At 65.6% G+C, this 12,751-nt stretch carries 11 protein-coding genes; 1 reads left to right on the forward strand and 10 read right to left on the reverse strand.

Features of this window, described 5'->3' with window-relative positions; all coding sequences use genetic code 11:
- Positions 1-4: 4 nt before the first annotated feature.
- From trkA to SRAA_RS09120, 7 genes are all read right to left on the reverse strand, one after another.
- Positions 5-1,396 carry a Trk system potassium transporter TrkA gene (gene trkA, locus SRAA_RS09090; protein WP_045532264.1) on the reverse strand — a complete coding sequence of 464 codons (1,392 nt, stop codon included), beginning with the start codon at positions 1,394-1,396 and terminating at the stop codon, positions 5-7.
- Entirely contained in the window at positions 1,393-2,529 is a 1,137-nt protein-coding gene (locus SRAA_RS09095; RefSeq protein WP_045532265.1) for an acyl-CoA dehydrogenase family protein, read from the reverse strand. The genes trkA and SRAA_RS09095 overlap by 4 nt, the downstream gene beginning before the upstream one ends.
- Positions 2,530-2,538: 9 nt before the next feature.
- Positions 2,539-3,726: an acetyl-CoA C-acyltransferase gene (locus SRAA_RS09100; protein ID WP_045532267.1), complete on the reverse strand. Its 1,188-nt coding sequence runs from the start codon at positions 3,724-3,726 to the stop codon at positions 2,539-2,541.
- On the reverse strand, positions 3,713-4,210 hold the full coding sequence (locus SRAA_RS09105) for a hypothetical protein (RefSeq protein ID WP_045532269.1): 498 nt from the start codon (positions 4,208-4,210) through the stop codon (positions 3,713-3,715). The genes SRAA_RS09100 and SRAA_RS09105 overlap by 14 nt, the downstream gene beginning before the upstream one ends.
- Positions 4,207-6,057 (reverse strand): bifunctional isocitrate dehydrogenase kinase/phosphatase, encoded by a 1,851-nt coding sequence (gene aceK, locus SRAA_RS09110; protein WP_045532272.1) that lies wholly within the window; start codon positions 6,055-6,057, stop codon positions 4,207-4,209. The genes SRAA_RS09105 and aceK overlap by 4 nt, the downstream gene beginning before the upstream one ends.
- A gap of 111 nt (positions 6,058-6,168) precedes the next feature.
- Positions 6,169-7,374, reverse strand: a complete 1,206-nt coding sequence (locus tag SRAA_RS09115) for an isovaleryl-CoA dehydrogenase (RefSeq protein WP_045532273.1) — start codon at positions 7,372-7,374, stop codon at positions 6,169-6,171.
- A gap of 68 nt (positions 7,375-7,442) precedes the next feature.
- Positions 7,443-7,844 (reverse strand): MerR family transcriptional regulator, encoded by a 402-nt coding sequence (locus SRAA_RS09120; protein ID WP_045532275.1) that lies wholly within the window; start codon positions 7,842-7,844, stop codon positions 7,443-7,445.
- 78 nt (positions 7,845-7,922) lie between these two features.
- On the opposite strand from SRAA_RS09120, the gene SRAA_RS09125 reads away from it, so the two are divergent.
- The gene (locus SRAA_RS09125) at positions 7,923-10,529 is read left to right on the forward strand and encodes a putative bifunctional diguanylate cyclase/phosphodiesterase (protein ID WP_052467538.1); all 2,607 of its coding nucleotides are present in this window, start codon (positions 7,923-7,925) and stop codon (positions 10,527-10,529) included.
- On the opposite strand, the gene SRAA_RS09130 is transcribed toward SRAA_RS09125, so the two are convergent.
- From SRAA_RS09130 to gmhB, 3 genes are read right to left on the reverse strand one after another with little or no spacing between them, the layout of a single operon-like run.
- Positions 10,526-11,362 carry a M48 family metallopeptidase gene (locus tag SRAA_RS09130; protein ID WP_052467539.1) on the reverse strand — a complete coding sequence of 279 codons (837 nt, stop codon included), beginning with the start codon at positions 11,360-11,362 and terminating at the stop codon, positions 10,526-10,528. The two genes, SRAA_RS09125 and SRAA_RS09130, sit on opposite strands and share 4 nt — an antisense overlap.
- A 31-nt stretch (positions 11,363-11,393) precedes the next feature.
- Complete coding sequence (locus SRAA_RS09135; protein ID WP_045532277.1) at positions 11,394-12,149, reverse strand: lysophospholipid acyltransferase family protein; 756 nt, start codon at positions 12,147-12,149, stop codon at positions 11,394-11,396.
- Entirely contained in the window at positions 12,146-12,745 is a 600-nt protein-coding gene (gene gmhB / locus SRAA_RS09140; protein WP_045533625.1) for a D-glycero-beta-D-manno-heptose 1,7-bisphosphate 7-phosphatase, read from the reverse strand. The genes SRAA_RS09135 and gmhB overlap by 4 nt, the downstream gene beginning before the upstream one ends.
- Between the last annotated feature and the right edge of the window lie 6 nt (positions 12,746-12,751).

A 12,751-nucleotide genomic window follows, 5' to 3' on the forward strand; every position in this document is an offset into this window, starting at 1 on the left:
CGCTTCAGCCGAAAAAAGTGGCCGTGACCTGAAACAGTTTTTCCACCTCGCGCACCAGGCGCTTGTGCGGGATGAAGATCACCACGTGGTCCTCGGCCTCGATCAGGGTGTCGTGGTGCGGCATCAGCACCTGGGCTTGCTTGCCTTGGCCGCGCACGATGGCACCAAAGCGCGCGCCCTGCGGCAGCGCCACCTGTTCGACCCGGCGCCCGACCAGCTTGGAGGTTTTGAAGTCGCCGCGCGCCACCCCTTCCAGCGCCTCGGCAGCCCCGCGGCGCAGGCTGTGCACCGCCACCACGTCGCCGCGGCGCACGTGCGTGAGCAGCTCGCCGATCACGGTCTGCGCCGGCGAAATGGCGATGTCGATTGCGCTGCCCTGCATCATCTCGGCGTAGGCGCGGCGGTTGATGAGCGCCATCACGCGCGGCGCCCCCAGCCGCTTGGCCAGCATGGCGGCCATGATGTTGTCTTCGTCGTCGTTGGTGAGCGAGAGGAACAAGTCCATGTCGGCCACGTTTTCTTCCTCGAGCAGCGACTCGTCGGTGCAGTCGCCGCGCAGCACCAGCGTGCTCGAGGGCAGTTGGCTGGCCAGGTATTCGCAGCGCAGCGGGTTGTGCTCGATCACTTTGACCTGGTACTGTCCGCTGAGGCTGCGCGCCAGCCGCAATCCGACCCGGCCACCGCCGGCGATCATCACGCGCAGCACCGGTTTGTCGATGGTGTGGATGGCCGCCAGCACGAACCGGATCTGGTCGGCGGCGGCGAGCACGAACAGCTCGTCACCGGGCAGGATGCGGGTGTCGCGCGTGGCCTCCATCTCGGTGTCGAGCCGGTACAGCGCCACCACGCGCATTTCGACGTGCGGCAGCCGTTCGCGGAACTGCCCGATGGTGCGCCCGACCAAGGCGCCGCCGTGCTCGGCGCGCACCGCGATCAGGCACACCTGGCCTTGGGCGAATTCGAGCACCTGCAGGGCTTCCGGGTACTCGATCAGCTGATGGATGAAGCGCATCACCGACTCTTCGGGGCAAATCACCTGATCGACCGCAAAACCGCCCTTGCCCATCAGCGCATCGCCAGCCGTGAACTCGGGCGAGCGCAGGCGGGCGATGGTGGTGGGCACGTTGAAAATATCGTGCGCGATCTTGCACACCACCAAGTTGGACTCGTCGGCGGCGGCGCAGGCGATCACCATGTCGGCGTCTTTGGCCCCGGCCTCGCGCAGCACCGAGGGCTGGATGCCGTTGCCGACCACGCCGCGCAAATCGAGCCGCTCCTCCAGCGCGCGCACGCGCAGCGGGTCTTGGTCGATCACGGTGATGTCGTTGTGCTCCGACACCAGGCTCTCGGCCACGCTCTCGCCGACCCGGCCCGCGCCAAAGATGATGATGTTCATGCAGAGGCCAGCGCGCGCTGGATCAGGATTTTTTGCACCTCGCTGGTGCCTTCGTAAATTTGGCAGACGCGCACATCGCGGTAGATGCGCTCCACCGGAAAGTCGCGCACCACGCCGTAGCCGCCCAGAGTTTGGATGGCGGCCGAGCAGACCTGCTCTGCCGTTTCGCTGGCAAAGAGCTTGGCCATGGCGGCCTCTTTGAGGCAGGGCTGGCCGGCGTCGCGCAGGCTGGCGGCGTGCCAGACCAGTTGCCGTGCCGCCTCCAGCCGGGTGGCGCAGTCGGCGAGCTTGAAGCCCAAGCCCTGGTGCTCGATGATCGGGCGGCCAAAGCTGCGCCGCTCTTTGGCGTAGCCGATGGCAAAGTCGAGCGCGCTGCGCGCCATGCCCACGCTCTGCGCCGCGATGCCGATGCGCCCGCCTTCGAGCGCACCGAGGGCGATTTTGTAGCCCTCACCTTCGGCCCCGATGCGCTGCTCGAGCGGGATGCGGCAGCCCTCGAAGCGGATTTGCGCCGTGTCGCTGCTGTGCTGGCCGATTTTGTCTTCCAGCCGCTCCACCAGGTAGCCGGGGTTGTTCGTGGGCACCAGAAAGGCGCTCAGGCCCTTTTTTCCCGCCGCCGGGTCGGTGACGGCGATGACGATCATCAGGTCGCCGTATTTGCCGCTGGTGATGAACTGTTTCACGCCGTCGAGGCGGTAGCCGTCGCTGGTGCGCACAGCGCGGGTGCGCAGCTCGGAGGCATCCGAGCCGGCCTGCGGCTCGGTCAGGCAAAAGCCGCCCAGCAGCTCGCCGCGCGCCAACGCAGGCAGCCAGCGCTGCTGCTGCGCCGCGCTGCCGTAGCGCAGCAAAATCGCGTTCACCGGGCAGTTGGTGACGCTGATGGTGGTGCTCACGCCACCGTCGCCGGCGGCGATTTCTTCCAGCACCAGCGCCAGCGTGAGGGTGTCGAGCCCGGAGCCGCCGAGTTCCTCGGGCACGCAAATGCCGTAGCAGCCCAGTGCCGCCAGGCCCTGGTGCGCCGCTTTGGGGAAGATGTGCCCCTGGTCCCAGGCCGCCGCCTGTGGCCACAGTTGCTCTTGGGCGAAGGCGCGCACGGCGTCGCGGATTTGCAGTTGGTCGGCATTGAGCAGCATGGTGGCCTTTTACAACAGTTCCAGCGCCATGGCCGTGGCCTCGCCGCCACCGATGCACAGCGTGGCCACTCCGCGCCGGGCGGCTCGCGCACGCATGGCGTAAATGAGCGTGACTAGGATGCGCGCGCCGCTGGCCCCAATCGGGTGCCCGAGTGCGCAGGCGCCGCCGTTGACATTGACCTTGTCGTGCGGCACCTTGAGCTCGTGCATCAGCGCCATCGGCACCACGGCAAAAGCCTCGTTGATTTCCCACAAGTCCACCTGCTCCGCGCTCCAGCCGGCCTTGGCCAGCAGCTTTTGGCTCGCGCCCACTGGCGCGGTAGAAAACCACTGCGGCGCCTGGGCGTGGGTGGCGTGCGCGACCACGCGCACCAGCGGCGTGCACCCCAGCCGCTGCGCCGTGCTGGCGCGCATGAGCAGCAGCGCGGCCGCGCCGTCGTTGATGCTGGAGCTACTGGCCGCGGTCACGGTGCCGTCTTTCTTGAAGGCCGGCTTGAGCGTGGGGATTTTGTCGAGCTTGATGCGGCCCGGCCCTTCATCGATGCGCACCACGCGCGCGCCGCTGCGCTCTTGCAGCGTGACCGGGGCGATTTCGGCGGCAAAGCTGCCGTCTTGAATGGCGCGCTGGGCGCGCTGCACGCTGGCGGTGGCAAAGGCGTCTTGCTGGGCGCGGGTAAAGCCGTAGTGGGCGGCGCAGTCTTCGCCAAAGGTGCCCATGCTGCGGCCGGCTTCGTAGGCGTCTTCGAGGCCGTCGAGCATCATGTGGTCAAACAGCCGGTCGTGGCCGATGCGGTAACCGCCGCGCGCCTTGGCCAGCAAATAGGGGGCGTTGCTCATGCTCTCCATTCCGCCCGCGATGAGCACCTCGTGGCTGCCCGCGAGCAGCATGTCGTGCGCAAACATGGCGGCGCGCATCCCGGAGCCGCACATTTTGGACAACGTCACGGCCCCGGCGCTCTCGGGCAGGCCGCCCTTGAACGCGGCTTGGCGCGCGGGGGCTTGGCCTTGCCCGGCCATGAGGCAGTTGCCCAGCAGCACCTCGCTCACCAGCTCGGGCGCGATGCCCGCGCGCTGCACGGCGGCGGCGATGGCCACCCCGCCGAGGTCGTGCGCCGCCAGCGCGGCAAAATCGCCCTGCAAACTGCCCATCGGGGTGCGGGCGGCGGATACGATGACGATCGGGTCAGATGTGTTCATGTTTGGGCTCTTGGGTTTCACGTTCCTCACGCGCCACGCGTTCAATGTAGGCCACAAAGTCGGGGTCTTCACCGCGCAGCAGGTGTTCCAGCGCGGCGGCAAAGTCCTCGCGACGGCACCACTCGCGCATGTAGTCGTCCCAACTGTTCCAGCGCCGCTGCTCGGTCGGGGTCATCGGCTCTTTGTAAGCCACCAGGTAGGCGCGCTCGAACAGGCTGATCAGCATATCGAAAATAACCAGCATGCGCTCGCGCTGCTCGGCGCTGGGGTTGGGCAGCGCGCGCGTGCTGCGCAGTTGCAAGTCGGCATGGGCCAGCACCACTTGCAAAAACTGGTTGTAGGCGTCGCTCAGGTGCTGGTAGGCCTCTTCTTCCTCGTTCTCGCGCTCTTTGCGCGCCTGCTGCACATAAGTCCAGAGGGCAAAGGGCAGGCCGATCACCGTCACGGCGTTGGCGGCGAGCATGAAGGCGTCGTCTATCGTCATGGGGCGGCTGCGGCGGCGTGCGCCGCCAGCTGGGCGCGCTGCACCACGAAGCGGCGCTCGCGCTCGTAGGGGAACACATCGTGCACATGCCCGGCGGCGATGCGCTCTTTATGCGCCTGCCAGAAATCGGCTTGCAACAGATCGGCGTGGTGGCGCATGAAGACCTCGCGCACGCGCGGGTTGCTGAGCAAAAAGGGGCCAAAGGTTTCGGGGAACACGTCGTTCTTGGCCACGTTGTACCAGACGTCGCCGCTCATTTCCTCGTCTTCGTTGCGCGCCTGCGGCACGCGGCGGAAGTTGCAATCGGTGATGTATTCGATTTCGTCGTAATCGTAAAACACCACCTTGCCGTGGCGCGTGATGCCAAAGTTTTTCCACAGCATGTCGCCGGGGAAAATGTTGGCTGCTACCAGGTCTTTGATGGCGTTGCCGTATTCGATCACGGCGCGCTGCAACTGCGCCTGGGCGGCGCCGTCGTCGCGGTTTTTTTGCAGCACCTCAAAGGCTTCTTGCAAATAAATGTTGAGCGGAATCATGCGCCGCTCGATGTACACGTGCTTGATCACCACCTCGATGGTGCCGTCGCCGTCGCGGTCGCTGATTTCGATCTGGCTCGGGGCGAATTTTTTAATTTCCTCGATCAGGTCGTCGTTGAAGCGGGCCCGTGGAAAGCCCACTTCGGCGAATTCGAGCGAATCGGCCATGCGCCCGACCCGGTCGTGCTGCTTGACGAGCTGGTATTTGCCCCGGATCTGCTCGCGCGAGGTGTCTTTTTGCGGCGGATAAAAGTCCTTGATGACCTTGAACACAAAGGGGAAGCTGGGCAGGTCGAACACCAGCATGACCATGCCCTTGATGCCGGGCGAGATGCGGAATTTATCCGTGCTGTGCCGCATGTGGTAGAGAAAATCGCGGTAAAACAGCGTCTTGCCCTGCTTGGCCAAACCCAGCGCATTGTAAAATTCGGCCCGCGGCTTGCGCGGCATCATGCTGCGCAGGAATTGCACGTAGGCGCTCGGCACCTCCATGTCAACCATGAAATAGGCGCGGGCAAAGCTGAATATCATCAGCAGGTCGTCTTCGCCGTGCAGCAGGGTGTCGATCAGCAGTTTGCCGCTGTCGTTGTGCAATATCGGCAGCGCAAAAGGCAGCTCTTGGAAGCCGTTGATGAGCTTGCCCACGGCATAGGCGCCCTTGTTGCGGTAAAACAGGCTGTGCAGCACCTGGATCTGGAAATTGGCGCGCAGCTTGTCGTGCTCAAACAAGGGCAGCAGCGCCTCGTACACGGCCTGGGTGTCGCGCTCGAAATCCTCGAAGGGCGCGCGCAGGCCGAAATCGCGCACCATGCGGCGCAGCTCGCTCAGCAGATTCTCGCGCTGCGGGTAATAGCTGCGGTAGCTGGTGTGGGTTTGCGGGTCTTGCGGCTCCAGGTATTCGGTGCTCACCGCTGGGCGCACGAAAATAAAGTCGTTCTGGAAATAGCAGCGGTGCAAAATCTTGGTGCTGACCGAATTAAAAAAGGTTTCGGCCAGTTCGGGCTGGCGGTGGTCCACCAGCATGCCCACATAAAACAGCTTGATCTGCTGCCAGACCTCCATCGGCAATTGCGCGGCGTGGTATTCGCGCTCCAGCCGCGTGACGCATTCCTTTACGCGCAGGTCGTAGAACTCGATGCGCTCGCGCTGGGCGCGCTGCTGGCCGTGCCAGTCTTGGGTTTCGAAACGGTGCTTGGCGCGCGCCGATTCGGCCCGAAACAGGCGGTAATGGCGGTCAAAACCGTCGATCATGGCGCGTGCAATGTCGTGCGCCAGCGTGGAGTCGAGCCGTTGCGGCAAGGTGGTGGACATGGGCGGTGGTAAAAAAAGGTCAGCCAGCAGCCGCTGGAAGCCGGAACAGGCGATCCGAGCCAGCCCTCACACTAGCATAAAAACGGCGCCGCACCGCCCGGGGCCCAGCCCTCAACGGGTTTCGTTAAACAGCTCGCGTCCAATCAGCATGCGCCGCACCTCACTGGTGCCGGCCCCAATCTCGTAGAGCTTGGCGTCGCGCCACAAACGGCCCAGCGGGTAGTCGTTGATGTAGCCGTTGCCGCCAAAAATCTGGATGCCGTCGCTGGCCATGCGTGTGGCCTGTTCGGCGCACCACAGAATGACGGACGCGCAGTCCTTGCGCACCTGGCGCACGTGCTGGGCACCCAGCATGTCGAGGTTCTTGCCGATCTGGTAACAAAACGCCCGGCCGGCCTGCAGCACGGTGTACATGTCAGCCACCTTGCCTTGCACCAACTGGAATTCGCCGATGCTCTGGCCAAACTGCTTGCGCTCGTGGATGTAGGGGATGACGTTGTCCAACACCGCCTGCATGATGCCGATCGGCCCGGCCGCCAGCACGGCGCGCTCGTAGTCGAGCCCGCTCATCAGCACCTTGGCGCCTTGGTTCAGGCCGCCCAAGATGTTTTCGGCCGGCACCTCGACGTTCTCGAACACCAGCTCGCCGGTGTGGCTGCCGCGCATGCCCAGCTTGTCGAGCTTTTGCGCCACGCTAAAGCCCTTCATGCCCTTTTCGATCAGGAAAGCGGTGATTTGGCGGCGCGCGCCTGTGGGTTCGCCGTCCAGCCCCGACGTTTGCGCATAGACCACCAGGGTGTCGGCGTCCGGCCCGTTGGTGATCCACATCTTGCTGCCGTTGAGCAGGTAATAGCCGCCCTGGTCTTGCGCGCGCAGCTTCATGCTCAGCACGTCGGAGCCGGCGCCGGTCTCGCTCATGGCCAGCGCACCCACGTGCTCGCCGCTGATCAGCTTGGGCAGGTACTTGCTTTTTTGCGCCTCGCTGCCGTTGCGCTTGATCTGGTTCACGCACAGGTTCGAGTGCGCGCCGTAGGAGAGGCCGACCGAGGCGCTGGCGCGGCTGATTTCCTCCATGGCGATCATGTGCGCCAGGTAGCCCATGTCGGCACCGCCGTAGGCTTCGGGCACGGTGATGCCCAACAAGCCCAGGTCGCCCATCTTGCGCCACAAATCCATGGGGAACTGGTCGCTGCGGTCGATCTCGGCCGCGCGCGGGGCGATTTCGGCCTGCGCAAAGCTGCGCACCGCGTCGCGCAGGGCGTCGATGTCGTCGCCGAGCATAAAGTTCAGGCCGGGCAGTTGGGGCAGTGTGTTCATGGGCAGGTCTCCTAGGGTTTGGTTGGGCTGAGCGCAGACGGTCGAGTTGACGTTTACGTAAAGGTAAATTATGCACCGCCCTTTTCGAGCTTGGTCAGCAGCGCTCGCGCCTCTTTCTCGTGCACCTTCACCTCGTCCAGGTTGGCTTGCAGGTCGGCCAGTTGCTCTTCAAGCTGGCGCCGGTGCAGCGCCAGCACGGCCAGGAACTTGCGCAACTGCGGCCCGGTGTCGCGCGGGCTGTCGTACATGTCGATGATGTCTTTGGCTTGCGACAGGCTTAAGCCCAGGCGCTTGGCGCGCAGGGTGAGCTTGAGCCGGGTGCGGTCGCGCGCGCTGTAAGTGCGGCTGCGCCCGGCCGGGCCGGTGCGCTGCGGTTGCAGCAGGCCCATGTCTTCGTAAAAGCGGATGGCGCGCGTGGTGAGGTCGAACTCGCGCGCCAAGTCGCCGATGGTGTAGCTGGTTTTGGCCATGGTTGGCGGGCGTCATGCCCTTGTTTCACATTGGGTTCATAATGCCATAAGCGAAATTCTGATCATTGCACCCCCGCCATGCAAGCGCCCCATCCACTTGCCCTCTACGCCCCGGGTCCGCGCCACTCCGGCTCGGGTTTTTTGGCTACGGCCATCAACGCCTCGCCGGTGGTGGCCATCACGTGGGTGGGGGCCGAGGGCTGCCCGGTCGCTTTTGTGAGCGACAACGTCAGCCAGTGGGGCTACCACGCCGCCGACTGGATGCGCCAACAGCTGCGCTACCTCGACTTGGTGCACCCCGACGACCTGGACGGACTCAACACCGAGGTCGAAGCCAAGCGCCTGCAAGGCGTCGAGAATTACGTGCAGCATTATCGCTTGCGCACCGCCGACGGGCGCTGGGCCTGGGTCGAAGACCGCACTTGGATGGAGTACGACGCCGCCGGCACCATCACCTGGGCGCACGGGGTGCTGCTCGACATCAGCGCGCGCAAACAGCAAGAGCAGGTGGCCGAACTGGAGCGCCAGACGCTGGAGCGGCTGCTTGGCCCGATCGAACTGCAGCCCTTGCTGGAATTCATGGTGCGCGGCTACCAGGCCTTGATGCCCGGCCGCCTCTTCAGCGTGCTGTTGCTCGACCTCAAAACCAGCACCGTGCTCGACTTCGCCAGCCCCGACTTGCCCATCGCCTTCCGGCAAGCCATCGACGGACTAGCGATCGGCCCCCAGGCGGGCTCCTGTGGCAGCGCCGCCTTCCTCGGCCACGCGGTGATCGTGCCCGACATCGCCACCGACCCGCTTTGGGCCGACTACAAACACCTGGCGCTGCCGCACGGCCTGGCGGCGTGCTGGTCGCTGCCGATCAAGGGGCCGCAGGGGCAGGTGCTGGGCACCTTTGCCGTTTACACCCCGCACATCGGGGCACCCTCGGCAGCCGATCTGGCCACCCTGGAGCGCGGCGCCTACTTGGCCGGGCTGGCGATCGACCGCCACCAATCGCTCGACAAGCTGCTCAAATTGCAGCAGGCGGTCGAGCAAAGCCCGTCCTCGATCGTGATCGCCAACCTCGACGCCGAAATCGAGTACGCCAACGCGGCCTTTTTCCAAGCCACCGGCTACACCGCGCAGGAGGTGCTGGGCCAGAACCCGCGCCTCTTGCAGTCGGGCAAAACCCCGCCCTCGGTCTACCGAGAGATGTGGGCGGCGCTGGGTTCTGGCCGCCGCTGGGAAGGCGAGCTCATCAACCGGCGCAAAGACGGCAGCGAATACACCGAGATGGCGCGCCTGGCCCCGATCGTGCAAGCCGACGGGCGCATCACGCACTACGTGGGCATCAAAGAAGATATCACGCAGCGCAAATTGGCCGAGCAGCAGATCGAGCGCTTGGCTTTTTTCGACCAGCTCACCGGCTTGCCGAATCGGCAACTGCTGCATGACCGCTTTCATCAGGCCGCCAGCCAGGCGCAGCGCCACCACCAGCAGATGGCGCTGATGTACATCGACCTCGACAACTTCAAGCACATCAACGACACCCTGGGCCACCACCTCGGCGACGAACTGCTGCTGCGGGTGGCGCAGCGGCTGAGCGCTCAGGTGCGCGCGGGCGACACCCTGTCACGCCAAGGCGGAGACGAGTTCGTGCTCTTGCTGCCCGAATGCGACCAAGCCGCCGCGAGCCTCGTGGCCGACAAATTGATCGAACAAGCGGGTTGCAGCCTCGTGGTCGGCGCCCACGAGGTCACGGCCACGCTCTCGGTCGGCATCGCCCTGTACCCGCACGATGGCGATACGCTCGACGAGCTGGCACGCTGCGCCGACATGGCGATGTACCAGGCCAAACAAGAGGGCCGCAGCACGTTTAGGTTTTTCACCCCCGCCCTGCGCACCCACAGCAGCCGCACGCTGCGCTTGCGCAACGATTTGCGGCTGGCGCTGGAGCGCGGGCAACTGGCGCTGGTCTATCAGCCGCAGGTGCGGCTGGCCGACGGGAAGATGCTGGGCGTGGAAGCCCTGCTGCGCTGGCAGCACCCCGAACTGGGCCCGATTTCACCGGCCGAGTTCATCCCGATCGCCGAGACCTGCGGCCTCATCCTGCCCATCGGGGATTGGGTGCTGCGCCAAGGCTTGCAGCAGTTGCAGCGCTGGGACGCCGCCGGCTTGGGGGCTTTGACGGTCGCCGTCAATCTGTCAGCGGTGCAATTTCGCGACCTGCGGCTGGCCGAGCGGATCGGGCAGCTCCTGCATGAAAGCGGCCTGCCGGCGCAACGGCTGGAAATCGAGCTCACCGAAAGCTGCGCCATGATCAACCCGCAAGGCTCGATCAACACCCTTGAGGGCTTGCGGCAGCTGCAAATTCCCATTGCCATCGACGACTTCGGCACTGGCTACTCGTCGCTCAGCTACCTCAAGCGCTTCAAGGTGGGCCGGCTCAAAATCGACCAAAGCTTTGTGCGCGACCTGCACCTGGACCCGGACGACCGCGCCATCGTGCGCGCCATCATCGGGCTGGCCGATCACCTCGGCATGCGCACCGTGGCCGAAGGGGTGGAAACGGCGGAGCAACTGGCTTGGCTGCGCGAGCACGGCTGCGACGAAGCCCAAGGCTATTTTTTCAGCCGCCCTCTTTCACCCGAAGCCATGCAAGCGTGGGCGCTGGCACGCGCACCCCAGCAGCCCGCGGTTTAATCGCTGGCCAGTTGCACCTGCTTGAGGGCACGCCGGCGTTCGAGCTGGTCCGGCAACACCCCTTGCACCAGCTGCCAAAAGGCCGGGCTGTGGTTCATCTCGCGCAGGTGCGCCAGTTCGTGCACCACCACGTAGTCGATCAAATGCGCCTCGAGCTGGATCAGCCGCCAGTGCAGGCGCAGGCTGCCGTCGGCCTTGGCGCTGCCCCAGCGCGTGCCGGCGTTGGAGAGCTTGAGGCTGCGCCACTGCACCCCGAGCTGCGGCGCAAAGTGTTGCAAGCGCTGCACATACAGGCTGTAGGCGCTGCGCTGCAACCAGGCATAGACGGCGCTGCGTACGCGCTCGGGTGCGCTCTCGGGGGTCAGCGCCAGCTGCAAGCCGCCTTCAATCAAGCGGGCGCTGCCGCTAGCCAAGTCCGCTGCCGGCTCCAGCCGCAGCGGCAGCGGCTGACCGAGGTAGTCCACCGTGGCCCCGGTGCGCCAGCGCGCCGCCAGTTGCTCCGGCGTGGGGGCTTGGTCAGGCACCGTATGCGCCTGCACCTGCTGCAATTTACCGAGTATCCAGCGCGCCTTGCTGAGCAAAAAGCGCTCCACCTCGGCCTGCGCCAAGCGGCTGGGGGCACGCACCGTCAGGCCTTGGGGGCAGACGCGCAAGGCCAGCGTTTTGCGCTGGGCGCGCTCGAAGCGGTAGCCCACAGGCTGCCCATCGAGCAGGCATTCGCGGTTGGCCTGTGGGTGGCGCAGGGGCGCAGCCGCTTGGTTGGCTTGGTCGGCCTTGACGGGCGTGGCCGCCACAGGGGCCGGGCTGACCAGCCTATCCAGTTGCAGGTTCATGGCAAGTTACGGGCTTTGACCCCGTGCAGGATCAGGGCAGGACTGGCGCGTAGGCTTCGGGGTCGAGGCGGCGCATCTCGGCCTCGATCCAGTCTTGCACCTCGCGCATCAGCTCCTCCGGGTCGCGCCCGGCGCTGGGAATTTGCGGTCCGATTGAAATATCCACCACCCCGGGGCGCTTGATGAAGGCCTTGGCCGGCCAGCAGCGACCGGAATTGACGGCGATCGGAATCACCGGCACCCCAGCCTGCACCGCCAGCCGGGTGCCGCCGCTTTTGTACTGTCCCACCTGGCCGCGCTCGATGCGCGTGCCCTCGGGGAACATGATGACCCAAGTGCCTTGACCCAGCAAGCGCCGGCCCTGCTGCACCACCTTGGCAAAAGCCTGGTTGCGCTGCCCACGGTCGATGTGGATCATGTCCATGCGCCCCATCGCCCAGCCGAAAAACGGGATATGCAGCAGCTCTTTTTTGAACACGAAGGCCAGCGGATGCGGCATCAGCGCCGGCATGCTAAAGGTCTCCCAAACCGACTGGTGCTTGAGCAGCAACACCGCCGCATCCAGACGGCCCTGGGGCAGGTTTTCCCAACCCGTGACGCGGTTGCGGATACCCAATATCCAGCCACCGGCCCAGACCGCCGTGGCCAGCCAGGCGGCGCACATGCGGTAGACCCGGGCCCGGCTCACGAACGACGCGGCCAGCACCACCGCCAGCGCCCACGGCACCACCGTGATGGCCATGAACAGCAGGTGCAGCAGCGAACGCAGGGCATAGAAGGCGGTCATGAAGGGAATCCTTTTTCTGGTGCAGCCGCTGCCGCACGCGCCACGATGGCCTCGGCAAAAGCGGCCAAATCGTGGTGCACGGTCACGCCTGCGGGCAGGCCCGGCACCGGTGTGCCGTCGCGGTGCGCCAGCGACTGGCCGGTGAGAACCAGATGCGCCTCGCAGCCCGCTGCCCGCGCTGCCTGGGCGTCGCGCACCGAGTCGCCCACCGCCACCATTTGCGCCACCGGCACCCCAAGGCGCTGGCTGATCTGCAGCAACAGCCCCGGTGCCGGTTTGCGGCAATCGCATTCATCCTCGGGCGCGTGCGGGCAGAAAAACACCGCCTCCACGCGCCCACCGGCCTGCGCCAGCGTCTTGTGCATGCGGGTGTGAATGTCGTTCAGGGTGGCGATATCGAACAGGCCGCGGCCCAGCCCCGATTGGGTGGTGGCCACCACCACGCGCCAGCCGGCCTCGTTCAGCCGCGCCACCGCCTCCAGCGCACCGGGCAGGGGCAGCCAGTCGTCGGGGCTGCGCAGATAGTCTTCCGGGTCGTGGTTGAGGGTGCCGTCGCGGTCGATCACGATCAGCTTGAGGTCGCGGCTGTGGGGCATGGTGCG

The sequence above is a fragment of the Serpentinimonas raichei genome, from assembly GCF_000828895.1.
GTDB lineage: Bacteria > Pseudomonadota > Gammaproteobacteria > Burkholderiales > Burkholderiaceae_C > Serpentinimonas > Serpentinimonas raichei.